Genomic DNA, 21,190 nt, shown 5'->3' with positions numbered 1-21,190 from the left:
AAACAACCTTTTTCAAACCGTTCTCAATGAAAAATATAAATACTTTTCACGAATCTGTCCGTCTAGCTTAGTTTTTCATAAACGATCAAAAATGATTTAACGACTTAAAACAACGGGATGATCATCAAGTGTACGTCCCTCAAAACGATCAACATTTGAAGAGTAGAGAGCAAGGATAACACGTCCAGAGTTATTATAAAAATATAATCTTTTTCCTTTAACAGCCCACGATCTCACTTGAGAAGCAATTCCTGGACAGTGTAAAGGACCAGCACGGTACCCTTGTCCAAACTTTGTTTGCGGCGTTGCGATCCGGCAAACTTTACCCCCCATAGAAAGATTCCATACACCAGCAACACTTGCAGGAAATAAATCAGTAGCATTACTTGGCAATTCGAGACTAGCCATTCGTCCATCACTCTGAGAATCTCCCTTCTCATACATCGAAGCGTTTGCTGCCTCAGATATCGACGAAGAAGTAGATGACAGATCAGACACTTCCAATGTTGTCATTTGTTGAGATGGATAAAAAACTTCTAATGCGTTACTACCGTCATTACTGTCAAACCGTGTTGTTGAACATCCCCCTAAAAGCATTACAGTTGATAGTGCAACGAAAAACGAAATTTTTGAAAACGACATATCTGTACTCTCTCCCACGACAATAAATAAGTTCACAAAGAAATTAAGTGAATATTTGTTATAGTTACAAAGATAAATTAACAAATTAAAAAAATAGGTTAAAATCATTTATTTTAAACGAAATAATTTATGTACCCAATTTTATATTTATTAAACACTAGAAATTTATAAGATTTTCAGTCATATATCTCTTTATAAGTAATCATTAGAAATAGAGAAGTTTCATGAAAACGCCATTTAGCAAAATGGACGGTCTTGGAAATCAAATTATTGTTGTTGATATGCGTGAAAGCACTCATACTCTTACATCGCAAGCAATCCTCGCTTTGTCGGCAGATCCCGAAATGCATTTTGATCAAATCATGGCTATCCACACACCAACCCAGAAAAAAGCCGACTTCCGCATAGAAATATGGAATGCCGACGGATCAATGGCTAAAGCTTGTGGCAATGGTACCCGCTGTGTTGTTGCATGGCTTAAAAATCACAATTTTGGTGAAAAATTTCGTTTAGAAACTCCCGCTGGAATTATTGAAGGGAAATATCAAACCGATAATCTCATTTCTGTTGATATGGGATGCCCAAATTTCAATGCAAAAGAGATGCCTGTTTCACGTGAAATAGTTGATACCAATCACGTAGAAATTACGGCTGGTCCCCTAAAAGATGCTTGTCTCATATCCATTGGCAATCTCCATGCTATCTTTTTTGTTGAAAATGATATTCAACATATTCCATTAGAAAAATATGGGCCGAAACTTGAACATGATCCCCTATTTCCCGAACAGTGCAATATTTCCATTGCTTGCATAACGTCAAAGAAAAGTCTAAATTTACGGACATGGGAGCGAGGAGCAGGATTAACACAAGCATGTGGGAGTGCTGCCTGTGCAAGTGCAGTGGCTGCTTATCGTCGTGGTCTCACACAACGCCATATTGATGTAAACTTACCAAAGGGAACACTTAATATTTTTTACCGAGAAGACGATCACGTTATTATGATAGGACCAATAAAATATCAATTTAGTGGTTTTTTAAGCCCTCTAACAGGGTGCTACAAAAAGGATCACTCCTGATGGCAATAGAAATTGTAACTTTTGGTTGTCGACTTAATAGCTACGAATCGGAAATCATTCGCAAAGAAAGTACTTCTTCAGGGCTAGATCAGCTTAAAGATGGTGCTATTATCTTTAATACCTGTGCTGTCACTGCCGAAGCCGTACGACAAGCAAAACAAGCTATCCGCAAAGCACGACGTGAAAATCCTCATGCACGTATCATTGTAACAGGGTGTGCAGCCCAAACAGAAGGGCAAAATTTTGCCTCAATGACAGAAGTGGATCTCGTTTTAGGAAACGAAGATAAACTTCACGCCCATTCTTATCGTCAACTTCCTGATTTTGGTATTAACCATTCCGAAAAAGTGCGTATCAATGACATTATGGAAGTACAAAAAATTGCTCCACATATGGTCAGTGCAATGCAAGAGCGCACCCGCGCTTTTGTACAGGTACAAAATGGATGTGATCATCGCTGTACATTTTGCATTATTCCTTATGGACGAGGACCATCTCGCTCAGTTCCCATGGGTGCTGTCATAGAACAAATTAAAAAGCTGGTAGGTGAGGGTATCCAAGAAGTGGTCCTTACAGGTGTTGATCTTACAAGTTATGGTCACGATCTTCCTGGAAAAGCTACTCTAGGAAAATTAACTTCAGCAATTTTGCATCATGTCCCTGACTTAGCGCGATTACGCCTCTCATCTATTGACTCAATTGAAGCAGACGAAGAACTCATCAATCTTTTAGCTTATGAAACAAGGATCATGCCCCATTTGCATTTATCTTTGCAAGCAGGTGATAATATGATTTTAAAACGGATGAAACGGCGACACTTACGCGAACATGCTATTCAATTTTGCCAAGAATTGCGTGCCAAACGTCCTACAATGGTTTATGGTGCCGACTTAATTGCTGGTTTTCCTACAGAAACAGAAGAGATGTTTCAAAACAGTCTTATTTTAATCAAAGATTGTAATTTAACCCATCTCCATGTCTTCCCCTTTAGTCCAAGAGAAGGAACACCTGCCGCACGTATGCCACAAATCAACCGTAAAATAGTTAAGATGCGTGCTGAAAAATTACGTAAAGCAGGTGAGGAGGCTTACCAAAAGCATCTTGCTCATTTACAAAACAGTCTACAAACAATTCTCGTTGAAAAAGATGAAATCGGACGAACGGAAGATTATACTCTTGTACAAGTTAAAGGTGCAAAAGCAGGAACAATTGTTCAAGCCCTTATCGTTGATCATGATGGCGATAAATTGATTGCTATCCTTCCAAAATTAAACGCTGCTTGAGCAGGAAAATTCTTATGACGAAATCTTTTATAAAAAAAATATTCTCTTTTAACAAATCTCAAGAGCAGGAAATGGAACAACAGATTTCTATTCCTGATAAAAGCGATGTAATGGAAAAAAATAAAGACAAAAATGAAAGGACAAAAAATAACCAAATCTCTATAGACACAGAAAAAGAAGAACAAACAAAAAATCGAGAGTCAACACTTACAAAATATGATGAAAAATCTCCATTTCTAGAATCTCATTCTGATAAAATTCCTCTTTCTGGTAAAATTATTGTCACAGACAACGTCCGTGAAAAAAAGAATGAAGAAATTTTATCTGAACTTTCTGTTGAACAAAAAAGGATAGCGTGGTTTGAGCGCCTTAAAAAAAGTCTATCCCTTTCTTCACAACGCCTAAGCGGATCAATTGGCGACCTCTTTGTTAAAAGAAAACTTGATGAAGATACATTGCAAGAGCTCGAAGATATCCTTATCCAAGCTGATCTTGGAGTAGAAACGGCGACACGCATCACAAATACTTTAGCTTCCAGTCGTTACGGAAAAGATCTTTCCCCAGACGATATTCATACTATTGTAGCTGATGAGGTCAAAAAAGTTCTGGAACCTGTTGCAATTCCATTAGAGCTTGATCTCAGCTATAAACCTCATGTTATTTTGCTGGTAGGTGTAAATGGAACTGGAAAAACGACAACAATCGGAAAACTTGCAGCAAAATTAACAGCAGGGGGATTAAAAGTTATGCTTGCAGCTGGTGATACTTTCCGAGCCGCAGCTATTGAGCAATTGCATATTTGGGGTAAACGTACTGATTCTCCTGTTATTTCGACAAAATTGGGTGCAGATGCCGCCAGCTTAGCCTTTGATGCTTATGAAAAAGCAAAAAAAGCAAACAGTGATGTATTAATTATTGATACAGCAGGGCGTTTACAAAATAAATCTGAATTGATGGATGAGTTAGCAAAAATTATTCGTGTTTTAAAGAAACACACACCCCAAGCACCCCATACAATCCTTCAAACGCTTGATGCAACTACCGGACAAAATGCACTCAACCAAGTGGAAATTTTCCGTGAAATTGCTGGTGTTAATGGTTTAGTCATGACAAAGCTGGATGGGACCGCACGAGGAGGAATTCTTGTCGCTATAGCAGCAAAATATAAATTACCCGTTTATTTTATCGGTATAGGAGAAAATATTGAAGACCTTCAACCTTTTTCTGCTTCTGACTTTGCCGAAACTATCGCAGGAAAACATACATGAAACAGCCTTTATCTAACTCTAATTCACAGAATAATTCTGAAAAAAATATGAATAACAATAAGAAACCCCCTCTCTCACCAACCATAAAATTTTTCTTGGAAATGGGGCCGTTAGTCGCCTTTTTTCTGGCTAATTATAAGGGCGAATGGTTGATAAAAAACATTGGATTTTTTCAAAATTTTAGTAAACCTATTTTCCCTGCAACAGCTATTTTTATGATAGCTATTATTATTTCTCTAAGCTTATCATGGATCCTTGCACGACAAATTCCTATTATGCCCCTTATTTCAGGAATCTTTGTTCTATTCTTTGGATTTTTAACTCTTTGGCTTCATAATGATACTTTCATCAAAATGAAACCAACAATTATTAATAGCTTATTTGCGCTCATCCTCTTTAGTGGTATGTTTTTTAAAAAACCACTTTTACGTTATGCTCTTGATTCTACATTAAAACTTGATGATTTAGGCTGGCAAAAACTTACCTATCGTTGGGCATTCTTTTTCGTTTTTCTTGCCCTTTTGAATGAAATCATTTGGCGCAATTTTAGCGATAATTTTTGGACAAGTTTTAAAGTATTTGGCGTTATGCCCCTAACAATCCTCTTTATGCTTACCCAAATGCCTATCATTCTGAAACATTCAAAAGGACTTTTCACAGAAGAGGACAAATCTGATTCTTAAAAAAATCCACCACTATATATTATTTTATAGATTCATTACCAAACACTGTTCAGGAGAAAAACATGTTGATTGAACAGTTTATTTGTCGAAAAGATAACTTTGGTGTACTCATTCATGATGAAAAAAGTGGCTACACAGCTGCAATTGATGCACCTGAAAGTGAAGCTATTCATAACACCTTAAAACGCCGTAACTGGACACTTCAGACTATTTTTGTAACTCATCATCATCACGACCATGTAGAAGCATTGGAAGAATTAAAACAAGTATACAACGCTATGATTATCGGACCAGAAGCAGAAAAAGAAAAGATTCATCATCTTGATCAAACACTTCAACCTGATGAAAAACTTCTCTTTGGTTCTCACCCACTTTTAGCTCTTTCAACACCTGGTCACACTTTGGGCGCATTATCTTATTATTTTCCTGAAAAAGGTTTGCTCTTTGCTGGAGATACACTTTTCTCACTTGGTTGTGGACGCCTTTTCGAAGGAACACCTGCTCAAATGCTGAACTCTTTAAAAAAGCTTCGTCAACTTCCCGATAAGACACTTCTTTATTGTGGTCATGAATATACCAAAACCAATGCTCTTTTCGCATTAACACTTGATCCACATAATCAAAAACTTCGTCAAAGAGTGGAAGAAGTTTCTTTGCTACGTGCAAAAAACGCTATGACTTTACCAGTAACCTTAGGGCAAGAAAAAGCCACCAATCCCTTTCTCCGATGGGATGATAGTGTGTTGCGAAGAAACCTCGCAATGGAAGAAGAAACAGATGAAGAAGTCTTTGCTGAAATTCGAAGAAGAAAGGATAACTTTTAAACATGCTTAAGTTCGTATTACGTTTGTTCCTCCTTTTTCTTTTCGTGATACATACTCAACTAACAATGGCAGAGGAAAAGAAAACAGACTATCGATTTGAGTTCCCGTATATTATTGCAAATTATACCTTAACAGAAGATTTTCTCTTGAAAATGGAACAAATTGGAAAAGAATATGAAAATTTACTGCCAGAGTTAAAAGCATCTAATACCCCATGTAACAATACTATTAAAGAATTTACCACTTACATTTCTGATCAGCCAAAATTAATGAATATTTTAAAAAACAATAACATCACGCCTAGAGATTTTTTTCTTGGTTGCAATGCGCTTACGGGAACGTTATTGATACTTACCTCGGCTGAATTTGATGAAAAAAACACCGTATTTTTAAGCAATTTGGAATTTGGTAAAAAGCATATGTATAGAGTATATACTGTTGTAGAAAAAATTTGTGGCTGTTAACTTTAAAAATTAATTGACTTAACAAACGGAGAAGTCTTTGCTGAAATTCGAAGAAGAAAGGATAACTTTTAAACATGCTTAAGTTCGTATTACGTTTGTTCCTCCTTTTTCTTTTCGTGATACATACTCAACTAACAATGGCAGAGGAAAAGAAAACAGACTATCGATTTGAGTTCCCGTATATTATTGCAAATTATACCTTAACAGAAGATTTGCTTTTAAAAATGGAACAAATTAATAAAGAAGAGTGTGAAAGTTCACCATCAGAATCAAAAGTATCCGATACCGAAAAAGAACCTGATATTGAAATTGAACACGACAACAGTATTGAAGGATTCGTAGCTTCTATTTCTAATCAACCAAAATTAATGAATATTTTAAGAAAAAATAATATAACACCTAAAGATTTTGCTATAGGAACCATCGCCCTTCAAGCAACATTAACAATGCTTTTAGCTCCTCTTGAACTTCTTAAAAAAGAGGGGATTTCTTTTGATGAAAAAAATACTGTAGTTTCAAACAATTTAGAGTTTGGTAAAAAATATACGTATAGAATACTTGCTATTTTAAAAAGTCGTTGTAAATAGAATTCGTGCTATTTTAGATAATTAATTAGTTTTGCAAACGCCGGCAAATATCATCTAATTGTTCTAATGAAGAGTAGCGTATTTTTAAATCACCACCTTTTTTGCCATGCCGAATAGTCACTTTCATTCCGATCACGTCTGCAAGTAATTTTTCTAAAGATTTTGTTTCTGTATCTTTCTCAACAGCAGTTCGTTTTTTGACTTTTGGATTTGCCTGTTCATACGCAAGTATTTCTGTTTGGCGCACAGAAAGCCCTTCGCGAATAATTTTTTCAGCTAAATCCTGTGGATTCTCAACAGTGATAAGACAACGTGCATGACCAGCGGAGAGTTGCCCATCGGTTAAGAATTGTTGTACTTTTGGTGGAAGTTTTAACAAACGAAGCGTATTAGCAACATGACTGCGACTTTTTCCAATAACTTGCGCTAAATCTGCCTGCGTATATCCATGTTCATTCAGCAAAATTTCATATCCCATTGCTTCTTCGATAGGATTAAGATCAGCACGTTGAACATTTTCAATAATTGCCAATTCCAAAGCCGTTTTATCATCTACATCGCGAACAATAACCGGTAATTTATTTAAATTGGCTCGCTGTGCAGCACGCCAGCGCCGTTCGCCAGCAATTAATTCAAACCGATGAGGATGATCACGTGATGGTCTTACAATAACAGGTTGAACAACACCGTGCTGGCGAATTGATTGTGCTAAATTATCAAGTTCTGAATCGGTAAAATGGCGTCGCGGATTATGTGGATTGCACGAAATAGATTCAAGTGGAACAAATCGTTCAGAAACAGAAGAAACTGTATTGGACTCTGTAAATTTGTCAGTATTTGATGAACGTGTAAGATCGCTGTTTAAACTGATATCCCCAATTAATGCCGCTAATCCACGACCCAGTCTTTTTTTTGATTGATCATCATTCATAATTTTGCTCTTTAAATTTTTAGTTTATTTTTTTAAGCAGCAGCACGTGCTTGTTTTTCACGTTGAATCATTTCTGATGCTAGACGCAAATAAGCTTGGCTCCCAGCACATTTGAGATCATAAAGCAATACAGGTTTTCCAAAAGAGGGCGCTTCTGATACTCTTACATTTCGTGGAATAACAGTGCGATAAACCTTATCTCCCATAAAAGAACGTACATCTTCAACAACTTGATTTGAAAGATTATTACGTCCATCATACATTGTTAGAACAATACCTTGGATTTCTAAAGATGGATTAAGTACGGATCGCACTTGTTTTACTGTTTCAAGTAATTGACTTAAACCTTCAAGTGCTAAAAATTCACACTGCATAGGCACTAAAACAGAATCCGCAGCCCCCATAGCATTAAGTGTTAAAAGATTAAGGGAGGGGGGACAATCAATTAAAATATAATTGAATTTTTTTTCCATTTCCGGATCATCATAGAGTGCTTTACGTAAGCGTTGTATGCGATCTTGTGATGAAGAAATTTCCATTTCCACACCTAAGAGATCAAGTGTAGAGGGAACTATATAAAGATTGGGTACTGCTGTTTTTAAAGCCGCCTGTGTAATTGAAACTCCCGAAACTAAAACATCATAAGAAGACAAAGGACGGTTATTACGATCAATCCCTAAACCTGTACTAGCATTACCTTGTGGATCAACATCCATAATAAGGACATTTTCACCTATAGCCGCTAAAGCTGTTGCAAGATTAATTGCTGTGGTTGTTTTTCCGACTCCACCCTTTTGGTTTGCAATAGCGATAATTCGTGTTTCGCTCATTTTGCTCTACCCTCTATATGATCGAATATGAGAAATTTCCAAAATAACAGAATTTTCATCAACTTTACTTTTATGTTTTAACAGATCAAAGTGCCAATTGGCAGAGGCATTTTTTATTTCTGTAGCGTAATCCCGACCTTTTTGCAAAAGAGCGATTGTTTTTTCTGTTAATAAAGGAAAAATAAGTTGTAGAAGACTATTGAGCGGCGCTAATCCCCGTGCCGTTATAATATCAGATACGGGAATTTTTTGATATACATCTTCAATTCTAGCGTGATAAACCGTTGCTGGAAGATTAAGTTGAGAAATAACTGTTCGCAAAAAAGCAACTTTTTTCCCATTACTTTCAACAAGATTAATATGTCCTACTTTTTTTTCTTTCAAAAAGATAGCAATCACAATTGCAGGAAAACCTCCTCCTGATCCTAAATCACACCAATGTAAAGAATGAGCATACAAAGGAAAAATTTGTGCTGAATCTAGAATATGCCGTGTCCATAGATCTGGTATTGTTGTAGCAGATATCAAATTAATATGTGCATTCCATTGAAGTATTAAAGACTCAAACTGAATTAAATTTTCCATCGTTTCACGTGAAACAGAAGGAACAATATTTAATAATTGTTGATATTTTTTTTCTGTAGAAAAATCCATTAAGCTGTTTTAGCCTTTTCACGTCGTTGACGTTGAATATATGTAATAATAAGCGATAACGCGGCGGGTGTCATGCCATCAATTTTTTGTGCATCAGCAATTGAACGCGGCGACACTTCTTGAATTTTTGATTTAAGTTCATTTGAAAGACCTGAAATTGCCTGAATATCAAGAGAAGAAGGAATTTCTAAACGCTCATCTCTCTGAAGAGAAGCAATATCTTGTGCTTGTTTATCTAAATAAACCGCATATTGTGCCTCAATTTCTAAAGATTCTGCTGTTTTAGAATCAACCGTTTGTAATTGTGGCCAAAAATCTGAAAGACGCTCTAAAGTCATATGAGGATACGCAAGAAAATCATAAGCGGAACGCCGAATTCCATCATGATTAACGTGTAATCCATGAGCAGAAGCTTCATTGGGTGTTAAAAAAAGATTTTGACATATTGATCGTGCTTGATCAAGGAGTTCTTGTTTTTTCTGATAACATTCCCAACGTATTTCACTCACAATACCCCATTTTTGTGCCAAAGGTGTTAAACGCGTATCAGCATTATCAGATCGTAAAGATAAACGAAATTCAGCACGTGATGTAAACATCCTATAAGGTTCACAAACACCACGTGAAACCAAATCATCAACCATAACACCAATATAAGCGGTAGAACGACTTATAAGTATTTCATCTAATTTACCTACTTTACGTGCCGCATTTAACCCAGCTAAAAGTCCTTGTGCTGCTGCTTCCTCATATCCTGTTGTACCATTAATTTGGCCTGCTAAAAACAAACCCGGTAAAGAACGTAATTCTAAGCTTCTCGTTAATTGTTGTGGATTAACAAAATCATATTCAATAGCATAACCAGGTTGCAAAACTACAGCATTTTCCAACCCTTCAATGGTTTTCAATAGAGAAATTTGTACATCTTCAGGAAGAGAAGTAGAAAGACCATTTGGATAAACAGTATCATCATTTAATCCTTCTGGTTCTAGAAAGATCTGATGTCCATCACGTTCTCCAAATTTCACAATTTTATCTTCAACAGAAGGACAATAACGTGGTCCTAACCCTTCAATATTTCCAGAATATAAAGCAGAACGATAAATATTCTCGCGAATAATTTGATGTGTTTTCTCATTTGTACGTGTTATTGCACATTCAATTTGTGGTTGTTCAATTTTCTCTGTTAAAAGAGAAAAGGGAATGGGATTTTCATCTGCTTGTTGTTTTGGAAGATGATCCCAAGCAATTGTTTTTTTACTCAAACGAGCAGGGGTTCCTGTTTTTAATCGACCAAATTTTATATGATAATTTTTTAAACGTTTAGCAAGTTGCACACTTGACTGATCTCCCATACGTCCAGCAGCCCATGTTTTATCACCAATATGAATAAAGCCATTTAAAAATGTCCCTGTTGTTAAAACAACAGCACCAGATAAAATTGTTCCTTGTTTTTTTAAAATAACACCTGATACACAATTATCTTTAACGACCAGATCAATAACTTCATCCTCAATAAGAGTAAGATTTTCTTGTTCTTTTAATAATTTTTGAATTGCTTTTTTATAAAGTTGTCGATCCGCTTGCGTCCGTGGTCCTCTTACTGCCGGTCCTTTACGTCTATTAAGTAGTCTAAACTGAATTCCAGCAGCATCTGCTGCTCTTCCCATGAGACCATCTAATGCATCTATTTCACGAACTAGATGCCCTTTTCCAAGACCACCAATAGCAGGATTACACGACATTGTTCCCAGTGCTGATATTTTATGTGTAACAAGCGCTGTTTTGGCTCCTACACGCGCTGAAGCTGAAGCCGCTTCACAGCCAGCATGACCACCACCAACAATAACAACATCATATGATTGCATTTAATTCATTCCGTAGAAAATATTCTAAGGTTTCACGTGAAACAGTATATAAATTACATAATCTTTATAATCTGTCTATTAAATAATCAATGTTTCACGTGAATCATTATTTACCAACACAAAACTCTGAAAAAATAATATCAAGCAAATCTTCAACATCAATATCTCCTGTAATTTTTCCAATAAAATCACTTGCACAACGGAGATGTTCTGCACGTAAACTGAGATCAAGAGAATGATAATTAAGAGAATATTCAATCTCTTTAACAGCCTCCTTTAATAATTGAAGTTGTCTTTTACGCGCCGGAACAATATTTCCAATTTCAGAAGCACGATGATGACAAAATGATTCAAGTTCTTTGATAAAATAATCAAAATTTAAACCAGTTAATGCGGAAAATTGTATAGACCAATGCTGATCATTTTTTTCATAAAGATCAAGCTTATTGCCAACACACCATATTTCAGCCGATGTTTCTGGTAAATCAACTTGCTCAGGATTTCCTATATCATAAACCAAAATAACTAAATCAGCTTCCCTAACATGCTGTTTAGCAACTTCTATTCCCATTTGTTCTATTTTATTTTCTGTTTTTCTAAAACCAGCAGTATCCGTTAAAAAAATAGGTAAACCACCAAGAATAATTCTCATTTCTAAAGCATCACGGGTTGTTCCTGCTTCTTCCGTTACAATAGCAACAGATCTTCCTGAAAGACGATTCATAATGCTTGATTTTCCAGAATTTGGAGCACCAGCAATAACAATTTTTAATCCATCACGTAAAATACTCGCACGCTCTCCTTCAATAATATATTCACGAATAGAAGTACAAAGATCCTCAACATCTTTCCAAACTTTATCAGATATTGCGTTGGGAATATCTGCTTCATCAACAAAATCAAGTTCTGCCTCAATAAAAGCACGCGCCTTCATAAGCTTATGACGCCAATCACGATAAAGCGTCGTTAAATGTCCACTTGTACCCATAACAGCTAAACGCCGTTGGCTTTCCGTTTCTGCTTCTATTAAATCAGCAAGACCTTCTGCTTGAACAAGATCTAATTTTCCTTCCATAAAAGCACGACGTGAAAATTCACCTGCTTCTGCAATACGGCATCCAGAAAATGTCGACAATTCATCGAGAAAACGACTAACAACGGCTTTTCCTCCATGTAAATGGAATTCTGCACAATCTTCCCCCGTAAAACTATGAGGAGCAGGAAAAAAAACAGTTAAACCAGAATCTAAAAAGCTCCCATCACGAGCAGTAAGATTTCCATAATGCATAAAACGTGCTTTAGGTAAACGACCACAAAGCGTTTTAACTATATCCACAACATGAGGACCAGAAAGCCTAATGACTGCAACCCCTGAAGGTAACAATCCACTCGAAACAGCAAAGATTGTATCCACAGGTTTTATCCTAATAAAAACTTTAATGACTCTACGTATTCATTGAATCAAAAAATTCACTATTGTTTTTTGTTTGCTTTAATTTATCAATCAAAAATTCAATTGCATCTGTTACATTCATAGATGCTAAAATACGACGAAGAACAAAAATTTTGTGTAAATCTTGTCGTTCTACCAAAAGTTCTTCCTTACGCGTTCCTGACTTTAAAATATCCATAGCAGGGAAAATACGCTTATCAGCAACTTTTCTATCAAGAACAATTTCAGAATTACCTGTTCCTTTAAATTCTTCAAAAATAACCTCATCCATACGACTTCCTGTATCAATCAAAGCCGTTGCAATAATGGTTAAAGATCCACCTTCTTCAATATTACGTGCTGCACCAAAAAAACGTTTTGGACGCTGGAGAGCATTTGCATCCACACCACCTGTTAAAACTTTCCCCGAAGAAGGAACAACTGTATTATATGCACGTCCAAGACGTGTAATAGAATCAAGAAGAATAACAACATCGCGTCCATATTCAACGAGGCGTTTGGCTTTTTCAATGACCATTTCTGCTACTTGTACGTGACGTATTGCAGGTTCATCAAAAGTAGAAGAAACCACTTCTCCTTTTACTGAACGCTGCATATCTGTAACTTCTTCTGGTCGTTCATCAATTAAAAGAACAATGAGATAACATTCAGGATGATTAGTGGTAATAGAATGAGCAATATTTTGAAGTAAAACTGTTTTTCCTGTCCGAGGAGGAGCAACAATTAACCCTCTTTGTCCTTTTCCCAATGGAGATATCAAATCAATCACGCGTGATGACATATCTTTCTCTGTAGGATCTTGTATTTCCATTTGGAAACGCTCATTTGAATAAAGAGGAGTAAGATTATCAAAGTGAATTTTATAACGAATCTTTTCAGTTTTTTCAAAATTAATTGTATTAATTTTAAGGAGAGCAAAATAACGTTCTCCCTCTTTTGGACTACGTATAGGACCTTCAATGGTATCGCCTGTTTTTAAAGAAAATGACTGTATTTGTGCTGGTGAAAGATAAATATCATCGGGACCAGGAAGATAATTAGCGTCAGCAGATCTCAAAAAACCAAATCCGTCTTGTAAAACTTCAACAACACCCTCTCCTATAATTTCTACATCTTGTAGAGCAAGTTTTTTCAAGATAGCAAACATTAATTCTTGTTTGCGCATAAGAGAGGCATTCTCAACTTCTAATGTTTCAGCAAAAGAAACAAGTTCAACGGGATTTTTGCTTTTAAGTTCTTGTAGTTTCATTTTTTGCATGAAATATGCTCTTTGTAATTAAGGAGAAGATTATCTTAAATAATTTATGGAAATTTATGAACGAAATATTCTTAAGAAGAAAAATATTTTACACTCAATTTTTTTAATCTGCAAGTACCATTTATATGAAATTTATCCCTGTAATATTAAGTAATTATATGAAAAAATTGAAAAAATATAAATAGTGTTTAATTTATTTTATAACAAAAATATGAGTTAGAGTTATAGCATTAATTAAATGCTATTCAAAAGTATTTTTTACAGAAATTTATATTAATAAATTTATATTAAAGAAGGGATTCTTCTTATTTATAACTGTGTTTAGTGTGGATTATTATTTATCCCCAATTTTATCCACAAAAGGGACTAAAAAAAAGAATAAAAATAACACTATCTTAAAGATATTATCCCCTCTTTTTTATAAGAGGTATAAAATTATCACAAGCATTTAATTTGTGTATAAAAACGAAGAATTTTTCCTAAATTTTAGTTTTATAAAAAACGGTAAGGATATATACACATATCTTAACAAGGAGTTAAAATTTCTGTGACAAAAGAAAAAAAAATCTTTCATTTACACATGCTTTCTGATGCAACGGGAGAAACGTTAATCTCTGTTGGGAGAGCTGTAGCATCGCAGTATACAATGAGTCAGGTAACAGAGCATATCTATCCTATGATTCGTAATGAAATACAGTTACAAAAAGCTCTTGATGAAATACAACAAGAGCCAGGTATTGTTCTCTACACAATGATTGATGAAGAATTTAAACTTCTCCTTCAAAAAAAGTGTAAAAAAATAAAAGTTCCCTGTATTGATATATTGCATCCTGTTTTAAATGCTTTTCAGTCTTACCTTGGAATGCCAACACATTTACGTGCGAGCGCACAACATGATCTTAATGCAGATTATTTTCGCCGTATTGAAGCACTGGATTTTACAATAGAGCATGATGATGGACAGTCTTCCAGTAGCTTATCCGAAGCAGATGTGATCCTTGTTGGAATTTCAAGAACCTCTAAAACGCCAACAAGTATCTATTTAGCAAATCGCGGAATAAAAACGGCTAATGTTCCTCTTATTCCTAATATTGATTTGCCAGAATCCCTTTTAGAGGCAAAAAATTCTTTAATTATTGGTTTAATTGCTTCAGCTGAAAGAATCTCACATATTCGTCAAAATCGAGATTTGGGAGAAGGTTTTGCTCTTGATAGTTATACAAATCGTATCAACATAGCTGAAGAATTAATCTATGCAAAACGCATTTGCGAACGTTTTGGTTGGCCTATTATTGATGTCACAAGACGCTCTATTGAAGAAACTGCTGCTGCAATATTTGAACTTTTATCACGATTTCGTGAAGGAAAATGAGAGAAAATTCTCATGAACGCAGATACGTTAATATTAGCATCTCTTAGTTTTTATCGTGCAAAATTATTAAAAAAAGCAGGTTTAAATTTTTTCATTGAAGGAGCTTCTTTTGATGAAAGAGAAGTAGAAAAAAAAGCAAAAGAAAAAACATCTAAAGAACTCAGCTGTTTTCTTGCGAGTGCAAAAGCAAAAAATGTTTCAGATCGTTTTCCTGATGCTTTCGTTATTGGTTGTGATCAAGTGCTTGATTTGGAAGGTAAAGTTTTTCACAAAGCAACAAATATTAAGGAAGCACATCAACGTTTATGTGAGTTATCAGGAAAAACCCATTCTCTTCATAGTGCGGTAGCTTTATTTAAAAATGGTCAAAAAATTTGGGTTGAAGCTTTTAGTGCACATATGTCCGTCCGTTTGCTCTCGTCAGAATTTATTGAACATTATTTAGCACGCGTAGGAAAAGATGTTCTAAACAGCGTGGGAGTATATCAAATTGAAGGGGAAGGGATTCATCTCTTTGAAAAAATTGAAGGAGATTTTTTTACCATTGTTGGTTTACCTTTGCTGCCTCTACTCATAAAACTGCGTCATTTAGGAATTATTGATGGTTGACTTAACAATAAAAAAAATAAATTATCCGCGTGCTTTTGTTGTTGGTTCTCCAATTCATCATTCAAAATCGCCTAAAATTCACAATTTTTGGCTTAAACAATATGGTTTACAAGGAGAATATCTTGCACAAGAAGTAACATCTGAAAAATTCAGTCATTTTATTGCATCTTTACAAAAAATAGGTTTTTGTGGAGGAAATGTTACTTTGCCTTATAAACAGGAAGCTTTTCGTTTAGCAGATTATAAAGATGAGAGAGCAACAATGATTGGTGCTGTTAATACACTTTGGTATGAAGGAGATAAGCTTTGTGCCACGAATAGCGATGCCTATGGTTTTAGCGCTAATCTTGATGATTTTGCATCTGATTGGGGAGGAGAAACAGCTCTTGTTTTTGGAGCAGGTGGTGCCGCACGCGCTATCATATATGCCTTAGAAAAACGCGGATTTGAACAGATTTATTTGATTAACCGTACAAAACAACGCGCTGATAATTTAGCTCAGCATTTTGGAAAATACATTAAAGTTTACGATTGGCATAAAATCCATGAAATACTTCATCAAGCTGATTTGATTGTTAATACAACCTCTATTGGCATAAAAAATCCAGAAGAAAAAAGTGATTCTTTTTTTTGCGATTTTCATAAAGCAAAAAAAACGGCGTTAGTAACAGATATTATTTATACACCATTAATAACTCCTTTTTTACAACAGGCAAAAGCTTGTGATCTCAAGACGGTTGATGGACTTGGGATGCTTCTACATCAGGCTGTTATAGGGTTTGAACAGTGGTTTGGAATAAGACCACAGGTAACAAAAACATTACGGACAGCTATTTTAGAGGATATGAGTGAAAAGAAAGAATGAAGATCATAGGATTAACGGGATCAATTGCTATGGGAAAATCAACAGTTGCTGATTTTTTCAAGCAAGCGGGTATATCTGTTTTTAGTGCTGATGAAGCAGTACAACGGCTTTATAAAAGTGAGCCAGTTTTGTCATTCATAGAGAGTATTTTTCCTGGTGTTGTTGAAAAAGGTGAAGTTAACCGTTTGAAACTTTCTGAAATTTTGATTGATGATAAGGAAAAATTACAAACATTAGAAAAAATAATTCATCCTTTGGTGCAAGAAAAAGAAAGGGAATTTATTGATATAGCGCGTAAACAAGGGAAAAAATTAGTTATTCTTGATATTCCACTTCTGTTTGAAAAAAATGGTGAAAGTCGTGTGGATAGCGTTATTGTTGTTTCTGCTCCACCAGAAATACAAAAAGAACGTGTAATGATTCGCCAAGGTATGAATGAGAAAAAATTTGCCTTTATCAATGCTCGACAAATGCCGGATGAAAAAAAACGAGAACGTGCTGATTTTATTATTTATACAGGGAAAGATTTAGAGAATACACGTCAACAGGTTTTTGATGTGATAAAAAAACTAAAGAATTGAAGTCATGCGGGAAATTATTTTTGATACAGAAACAACAGGTTTAGATAAAGAAAAAGATCGCATAATCGAAATTGGTTGTGTAGAAATGGTTGATCGTTATCTTACGGGGCGACAATTTCATGTTTATTTAAACCCTGAAGGCGTTATTATTCCTGATGAAGTTGTAGCAATTCACGGATTAACCAATGAACGCCTAAAAAACGAGAAAAGTTTTAGTGATATTGTTGATGAATTTCTGGAATTTATCAAAGGTGCGACAATGATTGCGCATAATGCGAGTTTTGATATTGGTTTTATTAACGCAGAATTAAAACGCGTCAACAAACCGCTTATCAGTGTTGATAATATTCTTGATACATTGGCTATGGCACGGCGTAAATTCCCTATGGGTCCTAATTCTCTTGATATTTTATGCAAACGTTTTGGAATTGATAACAGCCATCGTGTTCTTCATGGTGCTTTGCTTGATGCAGAGATTTTAGCCGATGTTTATATTGAACTGATCGGTGGAAAGCAAGGTGTATTGGGTTTTGATAACAGAAGGGGACTTGAACATATCCAGAATGATAAAGATACATCTTATGCAGTTAAAATTCGCCCACAGGCTTTACCTTCAAGATTGAGTCCGCAAGAAAAAAGGTTGCACGCTGATTTTATCAACAAGATAGGTGAAAAAGCTCTGTGGAATAACTTTAAAATTCATGAATAACATCATTTTTTCTCTAAAAAAATCACTATTTAAATTAAAGAATATGGATGTCAAAAAAATGGTCGTTGTGGGGAGGGGAACACCACAACGACCCTGTCGCTACATCGTACCTCAGCTATCATAGGAGGAGCAAAATGAAAGCTATTAATCCTGTAACAGCAAAGAAAAGCTCTAGGTACTTAATATAAAGTGCAACGACTTCATGTGTTATGAAAAGAAAAAATGGCTTTTTAGAGGCAAAATGAAAAAATAAAAATAAAAGTGAAAAAAAATATATACAGGTAATTTGTTTTTTAGCTGAAATGGAGAAATAGAATTGTCATGAAAGCAACAGATCATCTTTTTTTGGTTGACGGATCAGGCTATGTTTTTCGTGCTTATTATGCTTTGCCGCCTTTAAAACGTAAAAAGGATGGACTTCCTGTAGGAGCAGTAGCTGGTTTTTGCAATATGTTATGGAAATTACTTTGTGATGCTCGTAATACAGCTACTGGTATTGTTCCAACACATTTTGCTGTTATTTTTGATTATTCATCTGATACTTTTCGGAAACAAATTTATCCTGAATATAAAGCGAATCGCGCTGAACCTCCTGAAGATCTAATTCCTCAATTTGCGCTAATACGCCAAGCAACGAAGGCTTTTAATTTGCCTTGTATTGAAAAGGAAGGCTTTGAAGCGGATGATTTGATTGCTACCTATGCAAAATTGGCAACAAAGGTTGGGGCAAAAACAACCATTATTTCTTCTGATAAGGATCTTATGCAACTCGTAAATACGCATGTATCTTTGTATGATGGAATGAAAGACAAACATATAGGTATCTCAGAAGTTGTAGAAAAATGGGGTGTTGCGCCTGAAAAAATGATTGATTTACAAGCATTAATTGGAGATTCAACAGATAATGTACCAGGTATTCCAGGTATTGGTCCCAAAACTGCAGCTCAGTTGTTAGATCAGTTTGATTCTCTTGATCTTTTATTGCAAAACGTAACAGAAATTAAACAAACAAAACGACGCGAAAACATTCAAGCTTATAGAGAACAAGTTAAAATTTCTCGTGAACTTGTTAGGCTTAAAACAGATGTTCCTATAGATAATGATTTAGATGATTTTGTTTTGGAGCCACAAGATGGTCCACGTTTAATTGCTTTTTTGAAAGCGATGGAATTTTCAACATTAACGCGTCGCGTGGCAGAGGCAACGTCATGCGATGCAGCTGTTATTGATGCCCTTGATATAGATGTTGAATGGGAAAAACTGAGCCACAGGCATGATTCTGATATCAATAATACTGAGCGCGCATCTCTTCATAATTTTTCTGAAAATTCTCCACAAGTTTTTGCACAAAAACGTAAAGATCAAGCGCTGACTCAAAAAATTACAAGAGATGCTTATACAACAATTCTTGATGAGGAAATTTTAAAAGATTGGTTATCACAAACACAAGAGCAGGGTTTTTTCGCTTTTAATACTGAAACAACATCTCTTGATCCGATGCAAGCAAAGCTTGTTGGTTTTTCACTCGCATTACAGCCAGAAAAAGCAGCTTATATACCTCTTGAACATTTTGATGAAGGAGAAGAGGACCTTTTGAGGGGCGGGCGCATTGCCTCGCAGATTGAGACCCGAAAAGCTTTAGCACTTTTAAAACCGATATTAGAAGATTCATCGGTGTTAAAAATTGGCCAGAATATAAAATATGATTGGTTGGTGATGAAGCAATACGACATTATGATAAGCTCTTTTGATGATACCATGCTTTTATCATATGCTTTTGATGCTGGAACATTAACCCATAATATGGATGATTTATCTGAACGTTGGCTTGAGCATAAACCAATTTCCTATAAAGATTTAACGCATAACGGAAAAAAAATTACTTCTTTTGCACAAGTAGATTTAAAACAAGCAACCCTTTATGCGGCGGAACATGCTGATATAACGCTACGCCTTTGGCAAGTATTAAAACCGCAACTTGTTGCTCGTGGAATGACAAAAATTTATGAGCGTCTTGATCGACCCCTTGTAGAAGTTCTTGCAAAAATGGAAGAACGTGGGATTCTTATTGATCGGCAGATTTTATTGCGTCTTTCAGGAGAATTGGCACAAGCTGCTTTGATTTTAGAAGAGGAAATTTACAAACAAGCTGATGAAAAGTTTAATCTTTCTTCGCCAAAGCAATTAGGGGATATCCTTTTTGGCAAAATGGGATTACCTGGAGGCGCTAAAACTAAGGGTGGACAATGGTCAACTTCTGCACAGACCTTAGAAGAGTTGGCTGCTGAAGGTCATGTTTTGCCGCGTAAAATTATTGAGTGGCGTCAACTTGCAAAGCTAAAATCTACCTATACAGATGCCTTGCCTTCTTATATTTTTTCAAAAACAGGGCGAGTTCACACGAATTATTCTTTGGCAATAACATCAACAGGGCGGTTATCATCATCAGAGCCAAATTTGCAAAATATTCCAGTGCGGACTGCTGAAGGGCGTAAAATTCGAACAGCTTTTATTGCTCCCAAAGGACATGTGTTACTTTCTGCTGATTATAGTCAGATTGAATTGCGCATTCTTGCACATATTGCGGATATAAAAGCATTAAAAGAAGCTTTTGCTAAAGGGCATGATATTCACGCTATAACGGCATCACAAATGTTTGGCGTTGCGATAGAAGGAATGCATTCAGATATACGACGGCGTGCAAAAGCGATTAATTTTGGTATTATTTATGGTATTTCAGCTTTTGGATTAGCCAATCAATTGGGAATTTCACGCCAAGAAGCGGGTCGTTATATTCAACTGTATTTTGAAAGATTTCCAGGAATTAAAGATTATATGGAGAAGACCAAAATCTTTGCACGTGAAAATGGTTATGTAGAAACAATTTTTGGACGTCGTATCCATTATCCAGAAATAAAAGCAAAGAATGTAAAAATTCGTTCTCTTAATGAGCGAGCAGCTATCAATGCTCCAATTCAAGGTTCTGCAGCTGATATTATTCGCCGCGCTATGATACATATGGAAGATGCTTTAAAAGAAGAAAAACTATCAGCAAAAATGTTGCTGCAAGTGCATGATGAACTGATTTTTGAAGTAACAGAAGAAGAAAGTAAAAGAACCATGGCTGTTGTTAAAAATGTTATGGAAAATGCTACAATGCCGGTTTTATCTTTATCTGTACCGCTTGAAGTAAAAGTCATGACGGCTCAAAATTGGGATGAAGCACATTAATT

General features: G+C 35.5%; 20 protein-coding genes. 13 read left to right on the top strand and 7 right to left on the bottom strand.

The window, feature by feature from the left end; genetic code table 11:
* Window positions 1-96: 96 nt before the first annotated feature.
* Entirely contained in the window at window positions 97-642 is a 546-nt protein-coding gene (locus ACFIKG_RS02275) for an AprI/Inh family metalloprotease inhibitor (protein ID WP_015857108.1), read from the bottom strand.
* A gap of 224 nt (window positions 643-866) precedes the next feature.
* On the opposite strand from ACFIKG_RS02275, the gene dapF reads away from it, so the two are divergent.
* The 7 genes from dapF (at window position 867) to ACFIKG_RS02240 (ending at window position 6,827) form a co-directional block, all read left to right on the top strand.
* Window positions 867-1,718 carry a diaminopimelate epimerase gene (gene dapF / locus ACFIKG_RS02270; RefSeq protein ID WP_375625532.1) on the top strand — a complete coding sequence of 284 codons (852 nt, stop codon included), beginning with the start codon at window positions 867-869 and terminating at the stop codon, window positions 1,716-1,718.
* On the top strand, window positions 1,718-3,001 hold the full coding sequence (mtaB, locus tag ACFIKG_RS02265) for a tRNA (N(6)-L-threonylcarbamoyladenosine(37)-C(2))-methylthiotransferase MtaB (protein WP_375626102.1): 1,284 nt from the start codon (window positions 1,718-1,720) through the stop codon (window positions 2,999-3,001). Before dapF ends, mtaB begins: the two co-directional genes overlap by 1 nt.
* Before the next feature lie 14 nt (window positions 3,002-3,015).
* Window positions 3,016-4,269 (top strand): signal recognition particle-docking protein FtsY, encoded by a 1,254-nt coding sequence (gene ftsY / locus ACFIKG_RS02260; protein WP_375626104.1) that lies wholly within the window; start codon window positions 3,016-3,018, stop codon window positions 4,267-4,269.
* Window positions 4,266-4,952: a septation protein A gene (locus ACFIKG_RS02255; RefSeq protein WP_375626106.1), complete on the top strand. Its 687-nt coding sequence runs from the start codon at window positions 4,266-4,268 to the stop codon at window positions 4,950-4,952. The genes ftsY and ACFIKG_RS02255 overlap by 4 nt, the downstream gene beginning before the upstream one ends.
* Before the next feature lie 62 nt (window positions 4,953-5,014).
* Window positions 5,015-5,776 carry a hydroxyacylglutathione hydrolase gene (gene gloB, locus ACFIKG_RS02250; RefSeq protein WP_375626108.1) on the top strand — a complete coding sequence of 254 codons (762 nt, stop codon included), beginning with the start codon at window positions 5,015-5,017 and terminating at the stop codon, window positions 5,774-5,776.
* Between the two features lie 65 nt (window positions 5,777-5,841).
* Window positions 5,842-6,240 carry a hypothetical protein gene (locus ACFIKG_RS02245; RefSeq protein WP_375626110.1) on the top strand — a complete coding sequence of 133 codons (399 nt, stop codon included), beginning with the start codon at window positions 5,842-5,844 and terminating at the stop codon, window positions 6,238-6,240.
* Window positions 6,241-6,314: 74 nt separating this feature from the next.
* Window positions 6,315-6,827, top strand: a complete 513-nt coding sequence (locus ACFIKG_RS02240; RefSeq protein ID WP_375626112.1) for a hypothetical protein — start codon at window positions 6,315-6,317, stop codon at window positions 6,825-6,827.
* A gap of 25 nt (window positions 6,828-6,852) precedes the next feature.
* Here the strand turns inward: ACFIKG_RS02240 and ACFIKG_RS02235 are convergent, their stop codons facing one another.
* From ACFIKG_RS02235 to rho, 6 genes are all read right to left on the bottom strand, one after another.
* Window positions 6,853-7,758 carry a ParB/RepB/Spo0J family partition protein gene (locus tag ACFIKG_RS02235; RefSeq protein ID WP_375648197.1) on the bottom strand — a complete coding sequence of 302 codons (906 nt, stop codon included), beginning with the start codon at window positions 7,756-7,758 and terminating at the stop codon, window positions 6,853-6,855.
* Window positions 7,759-7,790: 32 nt separating this feature from the next.
* Entirely contained in the window at window positions 7,791-8,588 is a 798-nt protein-coding gene (locus ACFIKG_RS02230) for a ParA family protein (RefSeq protein ID WP_273722360.1), read from the bottom strand.
* Window positions 8,589-8,594: 6 nt separating this feature from the next.
* Window positions 8,595-9,242, bottom strand: coding sequence for a 16S rRNA (guanine(527)-N(7))-methyltransferase RsmG (gene rsmG / locus ACFIKG_RS02225; RefSeq protein ID WP_375625523.1), 648 nt, complete (start codon window positions 9,240-9,242; stop codon window positions 8,595-8,597).
* Complete coding sequence (gene mnmG, locus ACFIKG_RS02220; protein ID WP_375651665.1) at window positions 9,242-11,110, bottom strand: tRNA uridine-5-carboxymethylaminomethyl(34) synthesis enzyme MnmG; 1,869 nt, start codon at window positions 11,108-11,110, stop codon at window positions 9,242-9,244. Before mnmG ends, rsmG begins: the two co-directional genes overlap by 1 nt.
* A gap of 106 nt (window positions 11,111-11,216) precedes the next feature.
* Window positions 11,217-12,524 carry a tRNA uridine-5-carboxymethylaminomethyl(34) synthesis GTPase MnmE gene (gene mnmE, locus ACFIKG_RS02215; RefSeq protein ID WP_375626117.1) on the bottom strand — a complete coding sequence of 436 codons (1,308 nt, stop codon included), beginning with the start codon at window positions 12,522-12,524 and terminating at the stop codon, window positions 11,217-11,219.
* Between the two features lie 31 nt (window positions 12,525-12,555).
* Window positions 12,556-13,821 carry a transcription termination factor Rho gene (rho, locus tag ACFIKG_RS02210; RefSeq protein ID WP_375625520.1) on the bottom strand — a complete coding sequence of 422 codons (1,266 nt, stop codon included), beginning with the start codon at window positions 13,819-13,821 and terminating at the stop codon, window positions 12,556-12,558.
* A gap of 547 nt (window positions 13,822-14,368) precedes the next feature.
* Here rho and ACFIKG_RS02205 point away from each other — a divergent pair.
* The 6 genes from ACFIKG_RS02205 (at window position 14,369) to polA (ending at window position 21,188) form a co-directional block, all read left to right on the top strand.
* Complete coding sequence (locus ACFIKG_RS02205; protein ID WP_375626120.1) at window positions 14,369-15,193, top strand: pyruvate, water dikinase regulatory protein; 825 nt, start codon at window positions 14,369-14,371, stop codon at window positions 15,191-15,193.
* 12 nt (window positions 15,194-15,205) lie between these two features.
* Entirely contained in the window at window positions 15,206-15,802 is a 597-nt protein-coding gene (locus tag ACFIKG_RS02200; RefSeq protein WP_375625518.1) for a Maf family nucleotide pyrophosphatase, read from the top strand.
* Complete coding sequence (locus tag ACFIKG_RS02195; RefSeq protein WP_375626122.1) at window positions 15,795-16,667, top strand: shikimate dehydrogenase; 873 nt, start codon at window positions 15,795-15,797, stop codon at window positions 16,665-16,667. The genes ACFIKG_RS02200 and ACFIKG_RS02195 overlap by 8 nt, the downstream gene beginning before the upstream one ends.
* A complete protein-coding gene (coaE, locus tag ACFIKG_RS02190) occupies window positions 16,664-17,248 on the top strand; it encodes a dephospho-CoA kinase (RefSeq protein WP_375625516.1) in 585 nt (194 codons plus the stop codon). The genes ACFIKG_RS02195 and coaE overlap by 4 nt, the downstream gene beginning before the upstream one ends.
* A 4-nt stretch (window positions 17,249-17,252) precedes the next feature.
* On the top strand, window positions 17,253-17,957 hold the full coding sequence (dnaQ, locus tag ACFIKG_RS02185; RefSeq protein ID WP_375625515.1) for a DNA polymerase III subunit epsilon: 705 nt from the start codon (window positions 17,253-17,255) through the stop codon (window positions 17,955-17,957).
* A 321-nt stretch (window positions 17,958-18,278) separates the two neighbouring features.
* On the top strand, window positions 18,279-21,188 hold the full coding sequence (polA, locus tag ACFIKG_RS02180) for a DNA polymerase I (RefSeq protein ID WP_375648192.1): 2,910 nt from the start codon (window positions 18,279-18,281) through the stop codon (window positions 21,186-21,188).
* Window positions 21,189-21,190: the final 2 nt, after the last annotated feature.

The organism is Bartonella sp. LB28NMGDW, assembly GCF_042194435.1.
Lineage (GTDB): Bacteria > Pseudomonadota > Alphaproteobacteria > Rhizobiales > Rhizobiaceae > Bartonella > Bartonella grahamii.
Note: the sequence above shows the minus strand (reverse complement) of the source record. Positions and strands in the feature narration are given on the sequence as shown.

Excerpts from the sequence above, each read along its gene's own strand:
- ACFIKG_RS02275 (WP_015857108.1), bottom strand. The coding sequence starts at position 642 with ATGTCGTTTTCAAAAATTTCGTTTTTCGTTGCACTATCAACTGTAATG.
- dapF (WP_375625532.1), top strand. The coding sequence starts at position 867 with ATGAAAACGCCATTTAGCAAAATGGACGGTCTTGGAAATCAAATTATT.
- mtaB (WP_375626102.1), top strand. The coding sequence starts at position 1,718 with ATGGCAATAGAAATTGTAACTTTTGGTTGTCGACTTAATAGCTACGAA.
- ftsY (WP_375626104.1), top strand. The coding sequence starts at position 3,016 with ATGACGAAATCTTTTATAAAAAAAATATTCTCTTTTAACAAATCTCAA.
- ACFIKG_RS02255 (WP_375626106.1), top strand. The coding sequence starts at position 4,266 with ATGAAACAGCCTTTATCTAACTCTAATTCACAGAATAATTCTGAAAAA.
- gloB (WP_375626108.1), top strand. The coding sequence starts at position 5,015 with ATGTTGATTGAACAGTTTATTTGTCGAAAAGATAACTTTGGTGTACTC.
- ACFIKG_RS02245 (WP_375626110.1), top strand. The coding sequence starts at position 5,842 with ATGGCAGAGGAAAAGAAAACAGACTATCGATTTGAGTTCCCGTATATT.
- ACFIKG_RS02240 (WP_375626112.1), top strand. The coding sequence starts at position 6,315 with ATGCTTAAGTTCGTATTACGTTTGTTCCTCCTTTTTCTTTTCGTGATA.
- ACFIKG_RS02235 (WP_375648197.1), bottom strand. The coding sequence starts at position 7,758 with ATGAATGATGATCAATCAAAAAAAAGACTGGGTCGTGGATTAGCGGCA.
- ACFIKG_RS02230 (WP_273722360.1), bottom strand. The coding sequence starts at position 8,588 with ATGAGCGAAACACGAATTATCGCTATTGCAAACCAAAAGGGTGGAGTC.
- rsmG (WP_375625523.1), bottom strand. The coding sequence starts at position 9,242 with ATGGATTTTTCTACAGAAAAAAAATATCAACAATTATTAAATATTGTT.
- mnmG (WP_375651665.1), bottom strand. The coding sequence starts at position 11,110 with ATGCAATCATATGATGTTGTTATTGTTGGTGGTGGTCATGCTGGCTGT.
- rho (WP_375625520.1), bottom strand. The coding sequence starts at position 13,821 with ATGCAAAAAATGAAACTACAAGAACTTAAAAGCAAAAATCCCGTTGAA.
- ACFIKG_RS02200 (WP_375625518.1), top strand. The coding sequence starts at position 15,206 with ATGAACGCAGATACGTTAATATTAGCATCTCTTAGTTTTTATCGTGCA.
- ACFIKG_RS02195 (WP_375626122.1), top strand. The coding sequence starts at position 15,795 with ATGGTTGACTTAACAATAAAAAAAATAAATTATCCGCGTGCTTTTGTT.
- coaE (WP_375625516.1), top strand. The coding sequence starts at position 16,664 with ATGAAGATCATAGGATTAACGGGATCAATTGCTATGGGAAAATCAACA.
- dnaQ (WP_375625515.1), top strand. The coding sequence starts at position 17,253 with ATGCGGGAAATTATTTTTGATACAGAAACAACAGGTTTAGATAAAGAA.
- polA (WP_375648192.1), top strand. The coding sequence starts at position 18,279 with ATGAAAGCAACAGATCATCTTTTTTTGGTTGACGGATCAGGCTATGTT.